The sequence below is a fragment of the Rhodococcus sp. BP-349 genome (assembly GCF_019835845.1).
GTDB lineage: Bacteria > Actinomycetota > Actinomycetes > Mycobacteriales > Mycobacteriaceae > Rhodococcoides.
Map to the genome: position 1 here is coordinate 1149057 of NZ_JABUDR010000002.1, position 18895 is coordinate 1167951.

Here is an 18895-nt window from a genome sequence, read left to right on the forward strand (position 1 = left end):
TACGAGGATGACCTCACTCGTCGTACTGGCCGACGACCTCTCGGGCGCCGCGGAGGTCGCCGGGGTGTTCCTCGACCGCACGCCCGACGTGACTCTGACTCTCGATGCCGTGATCGGTTCCGCCACAGTGTCTGTCGTGGACCTCGATACCCGAGCGCTGGCTGCCGAGCAGGCGGAATCGTTGGTGTCCTCCGCGCTGCGTTCCGTACCCGCAGGCGCACGCGTGCTCGCGAAGATCGACTCGCTTCTTCGCGGGAACGTCGCCGCCACGGTGCGCGCGTTGTCGGCCCGCGGGCCGGTGATCGTCGCGGGCGGGCTGCCACTGCTGGACCGCGTCGTCCGTGGCGGCGTGCTCCACGTCGACGGAGCGCCCCTGGTCGACACCGACCTCTGGCACGCCGAGTCCGGCGAGCCCCCGGAGTCGTTGCCGCACATGCTCGATGCTCCGCTCGTCACCATCGACGCGCTCTCCGCCGCGGCCGGGGTCGTCGTGTGCGACATCGAGTCCGACGCCGATCTCGATGCGGTGGTGGCGGCAGTGGCGGAGCGACCCGACATGATCCTGGTGGGTACCTCGGCCCTCGCTGCCGCCGTCGCCCGCGGTCTCGACGGACCGGCCGAGCCTCGGACCGTGGCTTGCACAGGCGATCCCGTCCTCGTCGTCGTGGGCACCGCCTCCTCGGTCGCCGTCGAGCAGGTTCGTCGTCTCGCCGAGGACGGGGTGCGACTGCTGGCCGTGGACGCGGGTGATGTGCTTGCCGGCCTCGCAGACTCACGGGTTCTCTCGTCCGCCCTGACAGACGGTTCGGTTGCGCTCACCGTGACCGGGTCCGTGGACGTCGCGCGTACCCGTGACCTGTCCGTCGCCCTGGCCGAGTACGTCCGAGCCGGCACCGACGGACTGTCGGTCGACCTCGCCCTCACCGGCGGTGAGACGGCACGGGCCGTCATCACCGCGCTCGGCATCGACACTCTGCGCCCGCTCGGGCACGTGCACTACGGCGCTGTCGTGTCCGTCGACCCGCGGGGCCGACGCGTCGTCACGCGGCCGGGCAGTTTCGGAGACCGAGACAGCCTGTCCGCCATCCACTCCTACCTCACCGGCGGCTCGCCGGACACCACGCTCCGACCGAAGGACACAGCCATGACATCGACCGATCTCCAGACCCTCGACCTGCCCGTCGTGGCCCTGACGATGGGCGACGGCGCGGGCATCGGCCCCGAGGTCATCGTCCCCGCCGTGCTCGACGCCAAGGTGGCGGGGTGGTGCAAGCCCGTCGTCATCGGTGACGCGGCGCGTCTGCGACTCGCGGCCGACGTGCTGGGTGTGCAGTGCGACATCGTCTCGATCGAGCGCATCGCCGATGCCGAGTTCACCAGCGGGCGCATCAACGTCGTCGACCTCGGGTTGCTGCCCGCGGATCTGGCCTGGGGCGAGATGTCCGCAGTGGCGGGACACGCGGCCTACGAATACATCCGTGTCGCAGCCGAACTCGCTGTCGCCGGTGATGTCCAGGCGATCTGCACCGCGCCTCTCAACAAGGAGGCGTTGCACGCCGCCGGACACATCTTCCCCGGTCACACCGAGCTGCTCGCGCACCTCACCGGTACCGAGGAGGTGTCGATGATGCTCTCGACGCCCAAGCTCAAGGTCATCCACGTGACCACCCACATCGGACTGCTCGACGCCGTCGCGAAGATCGAGCCGGGTCTCGTCGAGCGCACCGTCCGCCGTGGGTACGAGGCCCTGGTGCGATCGGGGAACAGCAACCCGAAGATCGGCCTGTGCGGCATCAACCCGCATGCCGGCGAGAACGGCCTGTTCGGGTACGGCGAGGAGGATCAGAAGATCGTCCCGGCCGTCGAGAAGCTGCAGGCCGACGGAATCGACGCCGTCGGACCGCTGCCCGCCGACACTGCGTTCTTCCTCGCGGGTCGCGGTGACTACGACCTCATCGTCGCGATGTACCACGATCAGGGCCACGGACCGGTCAAGGTTCTCGGCATCGAGGCCGGCGTGAACATCACCGTGGGACTCCCCGTCATCCGTACCTCCGTGGATCACGGCACCGCGTTCGACATCGCGGGCAAGGGCATCGCCGAGGCCGGCAGCATGGTGGAAGCGCTGCGACAGGCCGCCGAACTGGCGACCAGCACCGCCGACGTCGGCTAGGTTTCGGGTATGGCGCTCAGGGAGTCACAGGCGCGGCGCGCGGAGATCGTCCGCCTGGCCAAGACGAGTGGTCTGGCGAGCGTGGAGGATCTGTCGGCGCAGTTCGGCGTGACAGCTTCGACCATTCGTCGGGATCTATCGCAGCTGACCGCCGAGGGACTTCTCGCGCGCACGTACGGCGGCGCCATCGCGCTGGATCCGCACCCCGAGTCGTCACTGCGCCAGCGTGCGGTCGAGGGCTTCGACGCCAAGCGTGCGATCGCGAAGTGGGCTGCGGGAGAGGTGCACCCGGGCGAGACGGTGCTGCTCGACGCCGGCACGACCGTCGGTGCCATGGGGGAGTACCTCCGTGACTCGACGGGACTCACGGTCATCGCTGCGGGTCTCACCGCGCTCGAAGCGCTGGCGGATGCCGATGACGTGCGCGTCGAGTGCCTGGGCGGCACGCTGCGTCACCTGTCGCAGGGATTCGTCGGACCGCTCGCCGAGGCGTCGTTAGCACGGGTGTCCTTCGACCGCGCCTTCCTCGGTGCCGACGCGGTGACCGCCGACCGCGGCATCTGCGAGGCCGAGTTGGAGCAGACCCGGCTCAAGGAGTTGATGATCGAGCGCGCCGGCACTGTCTACGTGCTCGCGCACGCGGCGAAGCTGGGGCAGCGCCCGTTCCACGCCTGGGCACCCCTCCCCGAGGGCGTCACCCTGGTCACGGATGCCGGCGCGACCGAGGAGCAGGTGCAACCCTTCCGCGACGCTGGGGTCACTGTCGTCGTGGTCTGAGCGGTGGAGTTTCTGCTCCTCTCGGCGCCCTGTCGCGCGGGATCCCGCCGATAGGTGGCGTGAGCGGAGCGAAAACTCCAGGCGATCTACAACTCGTCCAACCCCACGTGACCGTCCTGCAGTGCTCGGGCGACCAGCGAGGCCTTGGACCCGGCCGAGCGGCCTACCGCCTCGTACTTCTCGCGAATGCGCGCGATGTGGGTGTTGACCGTGGCGGGGGAGATGAAGAGCGACCGTGCGACGGTGCCCTTCGAGTCGCTGATGATCCACGCCCGCAGGACCTCCACCTCCCGCACGCTGAGGGCCGGTCTCACGATGTCGTCGTCGGTCATCATTGCCTGCATCTGTATCGGTCCCCCTGCTCGACGCAGCAGCGCTGCGCTGCTGTTCTGGGAGGACCGTACGTTTTGTTCCGGGCAGCTCGGTAGCCACGACTTCGGGGGACCCCGACGTCGGGGGCATGCTTCGCAGAGCTCACCATCTGCGGACTGTGACCGGTCCATGCAAACAGACGACGGGCATCTCCACTGTCGGTCGCGCAGACGACAGTCAGTGCCCGATGCCGCGCAGGAACGTCAGCACGGCCTCGTTCACCTCACGCGGACGGTCCATGTTCGCGGCGTGGCCGCTGTCGATCAGCGCGACCTGCCCCTGCGCGGTCTCGCGCGCGGTGACCACTGCGTGGTCGGAGGGCCAGAACTGACTGTTCCGTCCCGCGATCATGAGGATCGGGACGTCTGCAGCTCGGATGTCCGCGCGCCAGTCCTGGCGGGCGTGGTCGTCGAGAAGCGCTCTCATGGGCGGAGTCTCGGACGACGCCATCGTGGGCATCGACCGCAGGCGCAGCACCAGTTTCGCGACGGGGAGGAGCGAGGCGAACTTAGAGGGTCCGTGTCCCGTGGCGGGAATGCCCTTCGCGAAGAACCCGTCGACGGTGGCGTCGGTCAGACCGTAGAAGCCGTGGGGCCACGACGCGTCGTTGATCATCTTCGGAGTCTGATCGACGGAGACGACACCGCGGACCCTCGACGTCCCGGCCGTACGGATGTAGGACCAGACGGTGCTCGCGCCCATGGAGCCACCCATCAGCACGGCAGTCTCGACGCCCACCGCGGTGAGGAAGTTGTCGAGGTCCCGGCCGTGCCGCGCCATGGTGGCGCCGTGATCGGGTGCCTCGGAATCGCCATGGCAGCGCCGGTCGAGCGCGAGCACGCGATACCCGGCCCGCACGAGCGCATCCTGCTGGAACACCCACGTGGTCGCCGGAGCGCCGAACCCGGCCACCAGGACGACGACGGGACCGCTGCCCTCGTCGAGGTAGCACAGGGTCACGTCGTCGTCCGTCACGAAGGTGGGCATGATCGTCAGCTTACGATCGCGAACAACACCCCTGCCACGGCGAAGCTGACGACCGACAGCACGGTCTCCAACACGGTCCACGTCTGCAGCGTCTGCTTGACGGTGAGGTTGAAGAACTTGGCGATGATCCAGAACCCGCCGTCGTTGACGTGGCTCAGGATGATGGATCCGGCAGCGATGGCCATGGCGATGAGTGCGACGGACATCTGCGAGTAGTCCTGCGCCGCGACGAGCGGTCCGACGATGCCACCGGTCGTGACGATGGCGACGGTCGCCGATCCCTGGGCGATGCGCAGCGCACAGCTGATGATGTACGCCAGCACGATGATCGGCAGTCCCGCGGCGGACATGGTGTCCGCGAGTGCGGTACCGATGCCGGTGGCCGAGATGACCTTGCCGAAGAACGCGCCCGCTCCGACGACGAGGAGCAGCATGCCGACCGGGCGGAGCGATTCGCCGGTGAGAGTGGACAATTCCTGCACCGTCGAACCGCGCCGGATGCCCAGGACGTAGAACGCGATGAGCACCGCGATGAGCAGAGCGACAGCGGGAGTGCCGAAGAACGTGAGGACCTGGAGCAGGTTGCCCTCGTCGAGCAGGATGGTGCCGAAGGTGGCGCCGAGGATGAGCACCAGGGGCACGGCGATGATGGCGCCGATGGTCGCGACGGACGGGGGAGTGGTGACCACGGGGCGCTTCGTCTCGACGGCGGTGCCACCCGACGTGTGCGGGCCGTCGTCGTCGGCATCGTTGACGAAGTCCTCGGGCACCTCGACGATGATGCGCTTGCCGATGTAGCTGCCCCACACGAGACCTGCCGCGATGAAGCCGGGGATCCCGCAGATGAAGCCCATGAGAATGAGCCAGCCCAGGTTGACCTCGAGCAGGCCTCCCAGGGCGACGGGGCCGGGGTGCGGAGGCAGGAATGCGTGCGTCATCGACAGTCCCGCGAGCATCGGAAGTGCATACAGCACCAGCGACTTTCCACCCTGTCGCGCCGCGACGTAGACGAGCGGGGCGAGAACGAAGATGCCGATGTCGAAGAAGACGGGGATGCCGAAGATGAGGCCGAGCAGACCCATCGCGATGGGTGCGCCGCGATCACCGAAGACGCCGAGGAGCTTCGCGGTGAGTGCCTGCGCACCACCGGACCTCTCGAGGATGGCGCCGAGAACGGTGCCCAGTCCGATGATGACGGCGATGTGGCCGAGGATGCCGCCGAAGCCCGTCTCGAGTATCGAGTCGCCGCTCTTGATGGCGGTACCCACGATCTGCGACACCGGGAGTCCGGCTGCGACAGCGAGTCCCAGGCCGACGATGAGGAGGGCGATGAACGGTTCGAGCTTGACCTTGATGATGACGACGAGCAGGACCGCGATCGCGATACCGCACAGAACGAGGAGTCCGGGAGTGGACGTCCTCAACCAGTCGACGACGGAACCCATGAGGTTGCCTTTCGAAGTATGTGGAGGGTCAGCGGGAGAGTGAGTGGACGAACGAGGTGGCGCGAGCGGTGATGTCGTCCCAGAATCCCGCCGCGACCGCGGCCGGTGGGACGACGTCGGTGCCCGCGGTGACGGCGACGGCGCCGCGGGCGAGGTAATCGGCGGCATTGTCGGCATTGACGCCGCCGGACGGAACGAGGGGGACGTCGGGGAACGGTCCGCGAAGGTCACCGAAGTAGCTGGGGCCGAACAGCTTCGCGGGGAACACCTTCACCGCGGCGGCACCCAGATCGAGCGCCGCCATGATCTCGGTGGGGGTGAGTGCTCCCATCATGACGGGGACGTCCCGCTCGTGAGCGACTGCGGCGACGTCGGGACGAAGACCGGGCGTGACGAGGAAGCGTGCGCCCGCGTCGATCGCGGCGCGAGCCTGGTCCCCCGTCATCACGGTGCCCGCGCCCATCACGGCACCGGACGACGACGCGGCGCGCAGGCAGTCCAGCACGTTCGGTGTGGTGAAGGTCAGTTCGACGGCGCGCAGTCCGCCGGCGACGAGGGCGTCGGCCAACGCGGCGGGGTCGGGGATGGACGGGGCGCGGACCACGACGAGCGCGCGGTCCTCGAGAATCGTCGCAAGTGCGTCATCGAAACGGGTCGTCATGAGGTTCTTCCGTGAGAGGTGCGGCGGAGGGAGCGGCCGGCGAGTGTCCCGGTGGGGACGCCGTCGCGCACGGCGAAGGAGCCGTTCACGAGAACGTGCGCGATGCCGACGGCCTGCTGCTTGGGGTGGTCGAAGGTGGCGGTGTCCCGGACGGTGGCCGGATCGAACACCACGAGATCCGCGGCGTAGCCCTCGCGGACGAGGCCACGGTCGGTGAGACCGAGTCGTGCACTGGGCCGACCCGTGAGGTGCTGGACGCAGTCCTCCAGGGACATCAGGCCCTCGTCCCGCACGTAGTGGCCGAGGTAGCGCGGGAACGTGCCCCAGGCCCGCGGGTGCGGACGCTCGCCCACCAGGATGGCGTCGCTGCCGCCCATGTGGTGGGGATGCACCATGATGGCGCGCACGTTCTCCTCGTGCCCGACGTGTTGCAGGATGGTGGTGCTCAACGCATCTCGCTGGAGCACGTCGAAGAACACGTCGACGGGTGCGCGGCCCTCCTCGTTCGCGATGTCGAGGACGGTCTTCCCGACGTAGCGGTCGAGATCCGCATTCGCGACACCGCTCAGCTGAATCGTCTCCCACTCCACCGTGACTCCATGACAGCCGTCCGAGCCGTAGCGGTTCACGTCGTCGGTGATGCGGCGCCGCACATCGGGATCGTCGAGACGGCCCAGCGCTGCATCGGGTCCGCCGGACATCGCCCAGCTCGGCAGCAGTGCGGACAGGGTGGTGGCACCGGGGAGATAGGGATAGGTGTCGAGCGTGATGTCGCACCCGTCGTCGATCGCGGCGTCGACCATGTCGAGGAACTCGCCGGCACGGCCCTTGTTCTCGCCGAAGTTCATGGTGGCGTGGGTCAGGTGCAGGGCGCAGCCGGTCTCACGGGAGAGGTCGATCATCTCCCGGTATGCGCCGAGAGCGTTCTTGCCGTAGGAGCGAGTGTGCGGAGCGTAGAAGCCGCCGAACTCGGCGACGACCTCGCACAGCGCGCGCAGTTCGCCCGTGTCGGCGTACATCCCGGGCGTGTAGGTCAGTCCGCTGGACATGCCGACTGCGCCCTCGGACATGCCTTGTGCCAGCAGCTCTCGCATGTACTCGACCTCGGCGGCGGTCGCAGGACGCTGATCCGCCCCGACCGCCAGATAGCGCAGCGTTCCCTGCGGCACCAGGTACGCGGCGTTCGGGGTGATTCCCCGGTCGAGCCGGTCCAGATACTCGGCGACCGAGCGCCACGTGATGTCGAGATCGGTGGGATTGCCGTTCCACCCGGAGATCTGACGGCGGATCACCGCGAGCGTCTCGTCGGAGACGGGTGCGTAGGAGAGGCCGTCCTGACCGAGCACCTCGGTGGTGACGCCCTGGGTGATCTTCGGAACGTGTCCGGGTGCGGTCAGCAGGCCGAGGTCGGAGTGGGCGTGCATGTCGATGAAACCCGGTGCGACGACGTGGCCCCGTGGCACGTCGACGACGGTCTGCGCGTCGGCGACGGTGCCTGGTGCTGCGACCCGCGTGATGCGTCCGTCGTCGACGAGAACGTCGGCGCGGACTCGGTCGGACCCGGTGCCGTCGACGACGTCACCGCCGCGAAAGAGGATGTCCGCCATGATCAGAAGAAGGTGTGGATCAGGTCGACGATGCGCGGGTTCGCCGCGTCGGCGTCATCGACGACGGGTAGCAGGCGCCATTTGTCGAACGCCGTGCAGGGATGCGACAGGCCGAGCCGTGCGACCGTCCCGACGGGAACGTCTTCGCGGGCCGTGCCCGGCGTCCGGAGGAAGGCGTGCTGATCGTTGAGCGCCGAGATGTGGTGCCCGGCCTCCGAGTCCCGGCCACCGATGCGCTGCGGTGTCGGCAGCCCCTCGTCGAACGGGAAGTCGCGCTTGCCCGCATCGAGCAGTGCGAGTTCGGGTTCCGGACACGACACCACCCGCGCCCAGCCGTGCATCGCGGAGGACAGGTGCTGCTCGCCGACGCGGGAGGCGATGAGCGGGGAGATGTCGGCGTAGAAGCCGTCGTCGTGCACCACGTAGGCGCCCGAGCGCAGCACGACGGCCGTGTCCTCGTCGACGACCGACGAGAGCCGCTCGACCACCAGGTCCTGGTACGCGCTCCCACCCGCGGTGACGATCGCCCGTCCCTCGTACAGGCCGTCGGCGGCGAGACCGGCGTGCAGGGCGGCGACCTCGTCGAGGTAGGCGCGCACGGCGTCCAGTCCTGCGGGTGTGCGGTCGTGGGCCAGCGCGCCTTCGTATCCGCCGACTCCCGCGAGGGTCACCGACGGCGACGATGAGATTGCGGCCGCGACGCGTCGTGCCTCGTCCACGCTGCGTGCCCCGGTGCGGCCGTGCGGCCCACCGAGTTCGACGATCACCGGGATCGGTCGTGTCACGGCGCCCAGGATCTCCGTCATGCGTGTCACGGTGTCGACACTGTCTGCCCAGCAAACGAACTCGACGTCGTCGTGAGCGTCGAGGTCTGCCGAGATCCAGCGAAGCGTCACCGGGTCGATCAGGGCGTTGGCGAGAAGGATGCGCTGCACTCCGAACGCGCGAGCGAGCTGCACCTGCCACCCGGTGGCGAGAGTGATTCCCCAGCTGCCCGCCTCGAGCTGCTCGGCCCAGAGTTGCGGCGCCATCGTGGTCTTGCCGTGCGGTGCCAGACGCATGCCGGACGCATCGGCCCACCGCGCCATCACATCGATGTTCGACGTGAGGTGTCGGCGATCCAGTGTGACGACCGGGGTCGCGAACTCGGCGAGAGTGGGCGCCGTCGCCAGATAGTCGCGCACGGTGAGACCCCACGCAGCGGGCGGGACGGACTTGTACTCGGGGCCGAGAGTGCGGTCGTGCAGCGCCTCGACGGCGGCCTTGTCGATCATCGAATCCTCCTGCGCCGGATGCGGCGCTGTAGCGTTGCGTATGTTGCAACGCTGATTGCAAACTGTGTTCGGTGTCGTTAGTCTGCAACGAACAGGGACAACTCGCAAGGCATCGAAGGGAATTGATGTGAGATCACCCGGCGCGGCGACTCCACGGGTGGTGTGTGTCGGCGAGGGGCTCGTCGTCATGGTCGCGCAGCCCGGCCCCCTCGAACACTCGGACACGTTCGAGCGGTCGGCCGGGGGCGCCGAGGCGAACGTCGCCCGAGTTCTGGCCCAGCTGAATGTCGAGGCGTCGTGGCTCTCGCGCGTCGGTGACGACGGCTTCGGCCGCTACTTGACTGAGACGCTGCGCACTAGTGGGGTGGACACGTCGGCGGTGATCGTCGACCAGACCCGCACCACCGGGATGTACGTCAAGGAACGCGGTTCGGGCAGCGGTCACGCGTCCGACCTACCCGCCGGGGAGAGCCGAATGACGTACTTCCGCAGCGGTTCCGCCGCCAGTGCGCTGTGTGTCGACGACATCGTCACGGCGACAACGGTGCTCGCGGCGGCCGACCTCGTCCACGTCAGCGGCATCACGCTCGCCCTGTCGGACACCGCGCGGGACGCTGCGGCCGCGCTGGCGTCGTCGCCCGGTCTGCTGAGTTTCGACCTCAATCACCGTCCCCGGCTGTGGACCACCCGGAGCGCTGATGTCGTTCTCGGAGAACAGGTCCGGCGCAGCGACATCGTGCTGATGGGCGCCGACGAAGCGCAGGAGGTGTTCGGCACCGGAGACCCCGACGCGCTGCGTGCCCTGTTCCCCGAGCCGCGACGCCTGGTGATCAAGAACGACGCCCACGTGGTCGTGGGATTCGACGGCACCGAGCGTGTCGACGTCCCGGCCCTGCGGTTGTCGGTGGTCGAGAAGATCGGTGCGGGAGACGCGTTCGCCGGTGGCTACCTGGCCGGTGTCCTCCGCGGCGACGATCAGCAGCGTGCGATCAGGCTGGGGCACCTGTGCGCGGCCGGCGCTCTCACCGCGCACGGCGACGCGGCCCATCTGCTTCCGCTGCACCGTCTCGACGCACTGGTGACATCCTCGGACGAGGAGTGGTCGAGCATCGACTACGACGCCGAGAGGGGAATCGCCGTATGAGTCAGAGTGTGTCCCGCGCGCTCACCCTGCTCCGGGTGCTGGCCGACGGTCCGCGATCGCTGGACGAGTTGGCTGCCCACCTCGACGTGCACAAGACCACGGTCCTGCGACTGCTGCGGGCGATGGAGGCGGAGCGGTTCGTGCAGCACGACCACGAACACCGATATCGCCTGGGGTCGACGCTCTTCGAACTGTCCAACCGGTCGCTGGAGCAGCGCGACATCCGGACGTTGGCGCGGCCGCATCTGGCTGCGCTGAACGCCGACACCAGGCAGACCATCCACCTCGCGACCTACGAGTCGGGGGAGGCCGTCTACATCGACAAGTTCGACGCCACGCAGAGCGTGCGGATGTACTCGCGTGTCGGACGCCCGGCACCGTTGCACTGCACCGCCGTCGGCAAGATCCTGATCTCGGGACTGCCTGCGGACGAGCAGGTCCGCGTCGCCCATCGCATCGAGTACACCCGCTTCACCGACCGCACCATCGACACGCCCGAGCGCTACCTCGAGGAACTGGCCGTCGTGACCCGTCAGGGATACGCCGAGGACCACGAGGAACACGAGTCGTTCGTCAACTGCATCGGCGTGCCGGTGCGCGACGGGACCGGCTCGATCGTCGCCGCGGTGTCGATGTCCGTGCCCGACATGCTGCTCGACCACGCCCGCGTCCTCGGCACCCTGCCGCAGGTGCGCGCGGTGGCCGAGACCATCTCCGCCGAACTCGGCTGGAGTCCGACCCCGACGAAGGAACCCGCATGACCGACAAGATCGCCGTCCTCACGACCGACGCGCCTGCACCCGCCCACACCTTTTCGCAGGGCGTGCGCAAGGGCCCGTTCGTCCAGGTGTCCGGGCAGGGACCCGTCGACCCGGCGACCAGCGAGTACCTGTACCCCGGCGACGTCGCGGCGCAGACCACGCGAACGCTGACCAACGTCAAGGCCATCGTCGAGGCGAGCGGTGCAACGTTCGACGACGTCGTGATGCTGCGGGTGTACCTGACGAAGCGTGAGGACTTCGCCGTCATGAACGAGGCGTACGGTGCCTTCGTGCTCGAGCACACGAAGGGTGACGTCCTGCCCAGTCGCACAACGGTGTTCACCGGACTGCCGCGCGAGGAGATGCTCGTCGAGATCGACGCGATCGCGGTGGTCTGACACGTCGACCCACTGTCAGGGCACCATGAACCCATGAGACGACGGTGGGTACGGCTGCAGGGCACGTTCTGGTTCGTTCCCGCGGTCCTCGGCGTCGTCGCCGTCGTCCTGGCTCAACTCCTGGTCGCCCTGGACCGGTGGCTCCTCGATCGGGGCATCGGGATCGGCGGGTCGCTGCTCTATCACGTGGGCGCCAGTGGCAGCCGGGACATCCTCGGCGCCATCGGCGGATCGATGCTCGGAGTCGCGGCGACGTCCTTCTCCATCACCATCTCGGTCCTCGCGACGGCAAGTTCGACCTACGGCCCGCGACTGGTGCGCAACTTCATGGCGGACCGCGGGAACCAGGTGGTGCTCGGCATCTTCGGGGCGACCTTCCTCTACGCACTGATGGTGCTGCGCTCGATCCGGTCGCTCGACTCGGACGGCGACGTCTTCGTACCCGACATCGCGGTGAACGTCGCCGTGCTCCTCGCGGTGCTCGACGTCGGCGTCCTGGTGTACTTCATCCACCACATAGCCCAGTCGATCCAGGTGGCGACGCTGTCCTCGCGGGTGCGGGACGAACTCTCTGCCGCTGTCGACGAGCTCTACCCGACGGAGCCGCCGGCCGACGCGGCGTCGGATTCCGAGGTGACGCTGCCCGACCACGTCGACACGGTGCGTGCTCCGCGGTCCGGTGTCGTCGTCGACGTCGACGAGGACGCGGCGTTGTCCTCGGCCGTCGACGCCGACGCCGTCGTCGTGCTGCTCTGCAGACCGGGCGAGCACGTGATCGAGGGAGACGCCATCGCGGAGTCACGACGGTGGAGCGGATCCGCCTCCGCGTCGCACCTGCGCGAGATCGAGTCCGCGGTCGAGATCGGCGACGAGCGGACTCCGCAGCACGACATCGAGTTCGCTGTCGAGCAGCTGGCCGAGATGGCGGTGCGGGCTCTGTCCTCGGGTACCAACGATCCGTACACGGCGCGCAACGCTCTCGACGACCTGTCCGTCGGGATGGCGACTCTCGTCGGCCGTCCGCCGCCGTGCGGTGCCCGGACCGACGATGCCGGGACGGTACGGATCGTTCTGCGTCGGGTGCCCGTGGTCGACCTGATCGACCACGCGCTGGGAGCGGTTCGCATCTACGCGATGGCGAGCCCGATGGTGGTCGTTGCCGGTATCCGGATGGCGGAGCGGCTCGGTGCGGCAGCGACCGACACCGCGTCGCTCGACCGCGTCCGGTACCACCTCGACCTCCTCGACGAGGCGTGCCGACGGGAGATGACGGATCCGGCAGGGCGGACCTCGTGCCTCGACCAGATCGACCGCGCGCGTGGGCGTCTCCTGACGGTCGCCGTGTCCGGCTCACCGTCAGGCACAGTGGAGTCGTAGATCCGCTGCCGAAAGGACCCTGTGCAGACCCGCCTCGCCTCCCTCGGGCTTCTCTCCATCCTGCTCGGCGCCGCGACGGTCGTCGTCCTCGATGTCGTCACCGCGCTCGGGTCGCCGTCGCATCTGCGCCGCACCATCAGCGAGTACGGGCTGGGCGCGCAGCAGTGGGTGTTCACGGCCGGGGTGCTGCTCCTCGCCGTCGGATCCGGCGCCGTTCTCGTCGCTGCCGTCCGGCAGTCGTTGCTGCGCGCGTCGTCGGTCGCCGCGGTGGCGATGACACTGTGGACGGTGGGACTCGTGGCTGTGGTCGCGGTTCCCAAGCAGGACTGGAGCAACGACGCGACGCTCGGACTCGGCGGCGCGGTGCACCGCGCGGGCGCCGCGGTCGCGTTCGTCAGCATTCCGGTGGCGGTGATCGCCCTCGCCGCGCCGTGGATCCGGTCGAGCGAGTGGGCCCGTCACGCTCGACGGACGTTCGTGCTGGGTGTGCTGTCCGTCGTGGCCATCGCACCCATCGGGTACGCGTTGCTCGTCGGCATGACCACCTCGACACCGTGGTACCGCGTCGTCACTCTCGGCCACGTCGAACGGATCCTCGTCGTCGTGGAGGTGATCGCGCTGATTTCGCTCGCGTGGTGGGTCCGCGCGAGCGAGATCAGGGAGTCACCGCATCGCGTCGGTGACGCGGTCCACCATCTCTGAGTCGTCGACGTCAAGAATGGGCGCCCACATGGAGGCTGCATCGGCGCCGTAGGCGTGACCGTGGCCTTCCGGCACCTCGGCGGCGAGCGCCATGTCGAGCGTCACCTGCCAGAAGGTGACCAGAGGGATCCACGTCATCCCCTTGTCGACGTCGACACCGCGCGGCTCCCGAAGCCAGTCCGGCTTGCCGAACAGCAGGTCGAACGACCACCAGACGATCGGATCGCTGGGGTGCTGCCAGTACACGATGCGCGGGCTCTCCCAGTCCACCAGACCGGGCGCGTCGAGATCGGACGGCTCCGCGGCGAAGCGGACGTTCTGCCCGCCGTAGATCACGGGCAGGATCTCGGGGCTGCCCGGGTCCCGTGAGTCGGTGACACGCGACCACTGCTCGGAGAAGTTGGGCGTCCCCACCCACAGCGCGCCGTCGGTGCGAGCCAGCATGTCCTGTACTCCGGAGAAGGCGTCCTGGCCGCCGTACGACCCGAGCGATTCACCGAAGGTGAGGAGCTTCGGGCGATCGCTCTCGGGACGGTCCTGCACGCGCTGGTAGACGGCCTCGAAAACGGCGCGGCCCGCGATGAGCGGGGTGTCGCGATCGGCGAGGAACGCCAACGGACTGGGCAGGTACGAGTACTGGACCGCCGCGATCGCCGTGTCGCCGCCGGCGAGGTACTCGAGTGAGGACGCGACGGACGCGTTGACCCACCCTCGACCGGTGGTCGTCGCGATCGCCAGGTACTCGCGATCGAAGGCGCCGGTTCGGTCCAGTTCGGCGACGAGTCGATCGGCGAGCGAGTCGACGGTGTCCCGGCCGAGGCCGAGCCCGTCGGCGTCGACGGACTTGCGTCCCGCATAGACCCGGATCGGGGTGAGGGCGGGCCGTCCCGTCACGGATGCGATCTCGTCCGACGTCGGGCCGCCCGCGACAAAGGTGCGCCCCTCGCGGCCCAGGGTGTCCCACTCCTCGTTCGACTCGGGCGAGCCCGACCGTTCGGGCGCCGACGGCCGTTCCACGCCCTCGGCGCTCCCGGTGTCGGCCGCAGCGGCGGACCCGTTGGAGATGCGTGAGATCCCGGTGGCAAGGAGCCCCTCGACGGCGAACACCAGCACCACACCGACGGCGACGACGGCGAGACCACGCGAGACGGGCGGCGGGAGAACACGACCGATCAGTGCGATGAGAAGGTCTGTGACGCGGCGGATTCCGCGCGCCAGCGTGATCACCAGGACGACGACGATCGCGGCGACGACGAAGACTCCGGCGTAGTCCCACGACTGGCTCGGTTCGATGCCCACGAGTTCGCGGGAGATGTTCTGCCACCACGCCCCGAGGACGAGGAACAGCGGGAGCACGACGACTGCGGCGGCGCCGATCGCGTACCAGCCCCACCGCCTCGGTCGTTCGGGCCACTCGCGAGTGAGCTCCATCCGCCGGACGCTCCACACGACGAGAACGCCGACGCCGTAACCGCACGCGACCGAGAGGCCCGTGGCGACGGCCTGCAGGTACCACGGTCGGGGGAGAAGCGACGGGGACATCGACCAGCAGTAGAAGACCAGTCCGACGACGAGGCCGATCGGCTCGAAGCGGGAACACCACCGCCACAGTGCTGTGGCGATACGTCCGCGCTGGTCCTTCGTGGTCACCGGGTGAGTCTAGGTGCTGCGGGGCGACTCCAACCGGGAGCGCAGGGTCCGATCGGTGACGGAGATCCCCTGGTTGATGAAGGGTTCGACCACCTTCGCGAGTGCCTTGCCCGTGAACCCGCCGGGGAACTCGTAGCGGAACTCGACGTCGGCGACGCAGTGTCCGTCGTCCACGGGGGTGACCACCCAGCGAGAACTGGTCTCGAAACCCTTCACCGACGACAACGCGATGACGGAACCGTCGACCCACTCGACGATGTCCACCGTGGAGTGCAGCGACTTGGGTCCGAGCTTCATCTCGGCGTCGAAGCGGTCACCGGTGCCGCGCGACACCGGTCCGACGGGGACGAACGAGGTGACGCCGAACATCCAGTCCGGCACGTTCTCGTACGAGGACAGGTAGTCGAAGGTCGCCGACGCCGGTGCGGCGATCTCGACGTGCTTGGTGATGACGGGCATGAGGTCTCCTGGTGCGGCTGTGGTGTCAGGGATTCGGTCGGTCAGTCGATGCGGATGGTGAGAGCGTCGGACACGGGCACCGACTGGCAGGCCAGGCGCACTCCCCGGTCGAGCTCGTACTGATCCAGCGTGTCGTTGACACGCATGTGCACGTCACCGCTGACGAGGGTGAACGCGCACGCGCCGCAGTTGCCCTCGCGGCACACGAACGGGGCGTCGATTCCCTCGGCGAGCATGGCGTCGAGCAGCACTGTGTCGGGTGCGCAGTGGAACGAGTGATCGTCGCCCTCGACCTCCGCGGACACGGGTACGCCCGTGGCCGAGGACGTCTCGACGAGGGTGGTGTGGAACGGGTCGGTGGTGATCGACGTGAACACCTCGCGGTGGATGTTCTCGGGCGACACCCCCGCCGCGAGGAGCCCCTGCTGCGCCACCTCCATGAACGGCCCCGGCCCGCAGAGGTACGCGTCGGCGTCGGCGATGCCGGAGACGGCGTCGGTGAGACCGGTGGCAGTGGGCAGGCCCGACGCCGACTCGTGCCAGTGCCGCACCGTGAGGCGGTCCGGATGCCGCTGCTGCAGATCGTCGAGGGTGGCGGCGAACATGACCGAGTCCGGGTCTCTGTTCGCGTAGAACAACACGACCTGCCCGTCGTGCGACGCCAACGCGGTCTTGAGGATGGACAGCACGGGCGTGATGCCGCTGCCGGCGGCGACCAGGACGAGCGGGCGATCCCATCGCGCGGGAACGAAGGTGCCCGCGGGAGCCAGCGTCGTCAGTGCGGATCCTGCCGCCGCGGTGTCGCACAGCCAGTTCGACCCGAGGCCGCCCGCGGTGCGCTTGACGGAGATCGCGGGGCGCTCGCCGGTGTCGGGACTGCTCGACAACGAGTAGCACCGTGCGGCGGAACCGCCGTCGCTCAGAGGAATCTCGACCGTGAGGAACTGGCCCGGGCGGTAGCGCAGAGCCTCGCCGTCGGCAGTGGACAGGACCAACGTCACCGCGTCCGCCGTCTCGCGGATCACCTCGTCGACCTGCAGTCGGAGTGTGCGGACGGCGGTGTCCGCGGAGTCGATCGCCACGATGTCTTCCCCTCGTCGGCCGGGTGTGTCCGGCACTCCGGACTACACCGAAGATTGTTTCATTGAACTATAGGCCATTGACAAATGGCACAGTCATCCGTGACGCTTCCGGCATGACATCGACGCGTCCGATCCCCGAGCGGGGGTCCCTGAGGTCCCGCGCCGCGGCCCGAGCCACGCAGTCGACGTTGCGACCCATCGCGTCCCGACTGCCGTTCGGACGCGGCGGCGAACGCGTCGCCCGCGTCCTCGTGGAGGTGGCCATGCGTGCCTGCGGCGGAATCGCACCCGGCACGGTCGTCCGCACCGTGCGCGAGGACGGTGTGGTCGGGGAGTGGGTCGACGCTCGGGCAGGCCGGAGGCCGGTCGAAGATCGGGCAGGCCGGAGGCCGGTCGAAGATCGGGCAGGCCGGAGGCCGGTCGAGGGTGGGGACGGTTCCGTGGACACCGCCGGCCCGATCCTCTATCTGCACGGCAGCGCGTATGCGATCTGTTCCGCACGGACGCACCTCGGCCTGGCGTCGCGGCTCTCCCGCGCGATGCAGCGTCCGGTCTTCGTGGTCGACTACCGACTCGCCCCGGAGTTCCCTTTCCCCGCCGCAGCCGACGACGTCGAGCGGGCGTACCGGTGGCTGCTGTCGAGCGGCCATGCACCCGAGTCGGTCGTCGTGGCCGGTGACTCGGCGGGCGGTCACCTCGCGCTGGACCTGGTGCTGGACAACGCCCGACGATCGGTTCCGCAGCCGAGTGCGGTCCTCCTGTTCTCGCCGTTGATCGATCTGACCTTCACCCTCGCGCAGAACCGGGAGCTCATCCGTCGCGACCCGATGATCTCCGCAGCGGCGGCGCGGGCACTCACCGCGCTCTACACACGCGGCGAGGATCCCGACGGGCCGCGCCTGCGACTCGCGGTCGAGGCGGGAACGGCATTGCCACACTTCCTGGTTCAGGCCGGCGGTGCGGAGATGCTCGTCGCCGATGCCGAGCACCTGCGAGATCTGGTGGTCGACGCCGGTGGCACCTGCACGCTCGAGATCTGGCCCGACCAGATGCACGTGTTCCAGGCTCTGCCGCGCATCAGCCCGGAAGCGGACCGGGCACTCGCCCGCGCCGCGCACGCCCTGACAGCTCTCCATCGAACAGAGACGAGACACTGATGTTCTCTCGACCCAGACCACGCCTCACCCACGGGGCGGACGCCGTGGTCACCGGCGCCGGCAGTGGCATCGGCCGCGCCTTCGCACTCGAGATCGCCCGCCGCGGTGGCCGCGTCGTCTGCGCGGACATCTCACTCGAACGCGCCGAGGAGACGGTGCGGATGCTCGACGGCCCCGGCTTCGCCGTCCAGTGCGACGTCGCCGTGCAGTCGCAGGTCGAGGATCTCGCGCTGTTCGCCGAGCTCGAGTTCGGTGGCGCGCCGACGCTCGTGATCAACAACGCCGGCGTCGGCATCGGTGGCAAGCCGGTGGGCGACATCGGGTTCGAGGACTGGAACTGGGCGCTCGGCATCAACCTGTGGGGAGTGGTCCACGGCTGCGAGACGTTCGTTCCGCTGCTCCGTACCGCGGGTCGCGGCGGCATCATCAACGTGGCTTCCGCCGCGGGATTCGCGGCGGCACCGACGATGGGGCCCTACAACGTCGGCAAGGCGGGCGTCATGTCACTGTCCGAGACTCTCGCGGCCGAACTCTCCGGGTCGGGTGTCCACGTGACCGTGCTGTGCCCGACCTTCGTCAAGACCAACGTCGCGGTCGACGGTCGCATCACCGAGCGCTCCACGGAACTCGCGCAGAAGTTGATGCGGTGGACCGGCTTCTCACCCGAGCGGATCGCCGTCACCACGCTCGACGCGCACGACAGGAACCGCCTCTACGTCGTGCCCCAGCTCGACGCGAAAGCCATCTGGCTGACGAAACGGCTCCTCCCCACCCTCTACACCCGCGGAGCAGGGCTGCTCGACCGCCTGCTCCCCGGCCAGCCCGCCCCACAGTCCCTTCCCGCTGTTTCCGCCTCGACAGGAGTATGA

At 68.8% G+C, this 18895-nt stretch carries 18 protein-coding genes; 9 read left to right on the plus strand and 9 right to left on the minus strand.

Annotation, left to right across the window (positions count from 1 at the left end; all coding sequences use genetic code 11):
• Window positions 1–7: 7 nt before the first annotated feature.
• A complete protein-coding gene (pdxA, locus tag HQ325_RS15660; RefSeq protein WP_222630757.1) occupies window positions 8–2173 on the plus strand; it encodes a 4-hydroxythreonine-4-phosphate dehydrogenase PdxA in 2166 nt (721 codons plus the stop codon).
• Between the two features lie 9 nt (window positions 2174–2182).
• Window positions 2183–2950: a DeoR/GlpR family DNA-binding transcription regulator gene (locus tag HQ325_RS15665; RefSeq protein ID WP_222630758.1), complete on the plus strand. Its 768-nt coding sequence runs from the start codon at window positions 2183–2185 to the stop codon at window positions 2948–2950.
• Window positions 2951–3036: 86 nt separating this feature from the next.
• On the opposite strand, the gene HQ325_RS22570 is transcribed toward HQ325_RS15665, so the two are convergent.
• The 6 genes from HQ325_RS22570 to HQ325_RS15695 all read right to left on the minus strand — a co-directional run bounded on the left by HQ325_RS22570 (window position 3037) and on the right by HQ325_RS15695 (window position 9296).
• Complete coding sequence (locus HQ325_RS22570) at window positions 3037–3285, minus strand: LuxR C-terminal-related transcriptional regulator (protein WP_027504894.1); 249 nt, start codon at window positions 3283–3285, stop codon at window positions 3037–3039.
• Window positions 3286–3499: 214 nt separating this feature from the next.
• The gene (locus HQ325_RS15675) at window positions 3500–4309 is read right to left on the minus strand and encodes an alpha/beta fold hydrolase (RefSeq protein WP_222630759.1); all 810 of its coding nucleotides are present in this window, start codon (window positions 4307–4309) and stop codon (window positions 3500–3502) included.
• A gap of 5 nt (window positions 4310–4314) precedes the next feature.
• Window positions 4315–5754 carry a GntP family permease gene (locus HQ325_RS15680; RefSeq protein WP_027504896.1) on the minus strand — a complete coding sequence of 480 codons (1440 nt, stop codon included), beginning with the start codon at window positions 5752–5754 and terminating at the stop codon, window positions 4315–4317.
• Window positions 5755–5782: 28 nt separating this feature from the next.
• Window positions 5783–6415: a bifunctional 4-hydroxy-2-oxoglutarate aldolase/2-dehydro-3-deoxy-phosphogluconate aldolase gene (locus tag HQ325_RS15685; RefSeq protein ID WP_222630760.1), complete on the minus strand. Its 633-nt coding sequence runs from the start codon at window positions 6413–6415 to the stop codon at window positions 5783–5785.
• Window positions 6412–8022: an amidohydrolase family protein gene (locus tag HQ325_RS15690; protein WP_222630761.1), complete on the minus strand. Its 1611-nt coding sequence runs from the start codon at window positions 8020–8022 to the stop codon at window positions 6412–6414. Before HQ325_RS15690 ends, HQ325_RS15685 begins: the two co-directional genes overlap by 4 nt.
• 2 nt (window positions 8023–8024) lie before the next feature.
• On the minus strand, window positions 8025–9296 hold the full coding sequence (locus tag HQ325_RS15695; protein WP_222630763.1) for an amino acid deaminase: 1272 nt from the start codon (window positions 9294–9296) through the stop codon (window positions 8025–8027).
• Window positions 9297–9423: 127 nt separating this feature from the next.
• Here HQ325_RS15695 and HQ325_RS15700 point away from each other — a divergent pair, with 127 nt between their 5' ends.
• From HQ325_RS15700 to HQ325_RS15720, 5 genes are read left to right on the plus strand one after another with little or no spacing between them, the layout of a single operon-like run.
• Window positions 9424–10440, plus strand: coding sequence for a sugar kinase (locus tag HQ325_RS15700; RefSeq protein WP_308014389.1), 1017 nt, complete (start codon window positions 9424–9426; stop codon window positions 10438–10440).
• Complete coding sequence (locus HQ325_RS15705; RefSeq protein ID WP_222630765.1) at window positions 10437–11201, plus strand: IclR family transcriptional regulator; 765 nt, start codon at window positions 10437–10439, stop codon at window positions 11199–11201. Before HQ325_RS15700 ends, HQ325_RS15705 begins: the two co-directional genes overlap by 4 nt.
• A complete protein-coding gene (locus HQ325_RS15710; RefSeq protein ID WP_222630767.1) occupies window positions 11198–11599 on the plus strand; it encodes a RidA family protein in 402 nt (133 codons plus the stop codon). Before HQ325_RS15705 ends, HQ325_RS15710 begins: the two co-directional genes overlap by 4 nt.
• Window positions 11600–11632: 33 nt before the next feature.
• Window positions 11633–12976: a DUF2254 domain-containing protein gene (locus HQ325_RS15715; RefSeq protein ID WP_222630769.1), complete on the plus strand. Its 1344-nt coding sequence runs from the start codon at window positions 11633–11635 to the stop codon at window positions 12974–12976.
• Window positions 12977–12997: 21 nt separating this feature from the next.
• Window positions 12998–13678, plus strand: a complete 681-nt coding sequence (locus HQ325_RS15720) for a DUF998 domain-containing protein (RefSeq protein ID WP_222630771.1) — start codon at window positions 12998–13000, stop codon at window positions 13676–13678.
• Here HQ325_RS15720 and HQ325_RS15725 read toward each other — a convergent pair.
• The 3 genes from HQ325_RS15725 to HQ325_RS15735 all read right to left on the minus strand — a co-directional run bounded on the left by HQ325_RS15725 (window position 13640) and on the right by HQ325_RS15735 (window position 16869).
• The gene (locus HQ325_RS15725; RefSeq protein ID WP_222631137.1) at window positions 13640–15220 is read right to left on the minus strand and encodes an alpha/beta-hydrolase family protein; all 1581 of its coding nucleotides are present in this window, start codon (window positions 15218–15220) and stop codon (window positions 13640–13642) included. The genes HQ325_RS15720 and HQ325_RS15725 overlap by 39 nt on opposite strands.
• Before the next feature lie 117 nt (window positions 15221–15337).
• On the minus strand, window positions 15338–15787 hold the full coding sequence (locus HQ325_RS15730; protein ID WP_222630773.1) for an SRPBCC family protein: 450 nt from the start codon (window positions 15785–15787) through the stop codon (window positions 15338–15340).
• A gap of 41 nt (window positions 15788–15828) precedes the next feature.
• A complete protein-coding gene (locus HQ325_RS15735) occupies window positions 15829–16869 on the minus strand; it encodes a ferredoxin--NADP reductase (RefSeq protein ID WP_308014387.1) in 1041 nt (346 codons plus the stop codon).
• A gap of 113 nt (window positions 16870–16982) precedes the next feature.
• Between HQ325_RS15735 and HQ325_RS15740 the strand changes: the two genes are divergently transcribed.
• Window positions 16983–18026: an alpha/beta hydrolase fold domain-containing protein gene (locus HQ325_RS15740; RefSeq protein WP_222630775.1), complete on the plus strand. Its 1044-nt coding sequence runs from the start codon at window positions 16983–16985 to the stop codon at window positions 18024–18026.
• Entirely contained in the window at window positions 18026–18895 is an 870-nt protein-coding gene (locus HQ325_RS15745; RefSeq protein WP_222630777.1) for an SDR family NAD(P)-dependent oxidoreductase, read from the plus strand. Before HQ325_RS15740 ends, HQ325_RS15745 begins: the two co-directional genes overlap by 1 nt.